Raw genomic sequence first — 1,038 nt, forward strand, 5'->3', positions numbered from 1 at the left:
CCATGAACATCAAGAGCCTTCTGATCGGCTCCGCTGCGGCTCTCGCAGCAGTATCCGGCGCACAGGCCGCTGACGCCATCGTCGCTGCTGAGCCCGAGCCCCTGGAATACGTTCGCGTTTGCGACGCTTTCGGCACCGGCTTCTTCTACATCCCCGGCACCGAAACCTGCCTGAAGTTCGGCGGTTACATCCGTTTCCAGACCAACATTGGCCGTGACGAGTACAACTCTGGCCGTGGCACGTCTGACTGGGATTCCTTCACCCGCGCTCAGTTCGAAGTTGACACCCGCACCGACACCGAGCTCGGCGCTCTGCGTGGCTTCATCGGCTTCCGCGGCAACGCTGACAACGGTTCGGCCGCTTCTTCTGGCGTTCACGTTGACCAGGCCTTCATCGAACTCGGCGGCCTGAAGGTCGGTAAGTTCTACAGCTGGTGGGACGATGGCCTCTCTGGCGAATCTGACGTTCTCTCCACGAACGCTCTGTTCAACTCGATCCGTTACACCTACGACGCAGGCTCCTTCTGGGCTGGCGTTTCGGTTGACGAACTCGAAGGCATCGAACTGGGCTACGAAGACCAGGACAACAACGTTGGTGTTGCTCTCGGCCTCGGCGCGAAGCTCGGCGCAGCTTCCTTCCAGCTCATCGGCGGCTACGACACCGACCGCGAAGAAGGCGCTGTTCGCCTGATCGCAACGGCTGACGTTGGTCCGGGCACGCTCGGTCTGGCTGGTGTTTGGGCTTCCGGCGCAAACGCTTACTACACCGAATCTGAGTGGGCAATTGCTGGTGAATACGCCATCAAGGCTACCGACAAGCTGACCATCACCCCCGGTGCACAGTACTTCGGTAACTACTACCTCGGCGGCAACGACTTCTCGAACGACGACGCTTGGCAGGCTGGCCTGACGATCGACTACAAGATCACCGACGGCCTCTCCACGAAGGTTGCAGTTAACTACCTCGACGTCGACAACGTTGACGACGACGTAAACGGCTTCATCCGTCTGCAGCGTTCGTTCTAATCTGATCTGACAT

1 protein-coding gene is annotated in these 1,038 nt (G+C 59.5%); it reads left to right on the plus strand.

Annotated features, from left to right (window positions below):
• Window positions 1–2 precede the first annotated feature (2 nt).
• Window positions 3–1,025: a porin gene (locus BLU28_RS25800; protein WP_077987331.1), complete on the plus strand. Its 1,023-nt coding sequence runs from the start codon at window positions 3–5 to the stop codon at window positions 1,023–1,025.
• The last annotated feature ends 13 nt before the right edge of the window (window positions 1,026–1,038 follow it).

Source organism: Agrobacterium pusense (assembly GCF_900102105.1).
Lineage (GTDB): Bacteria > Pseudomonadota > Alphaproteobacteria > Rhizobiales > Rhizobiaceae > Agrobacterium > Agrobacterium pusense.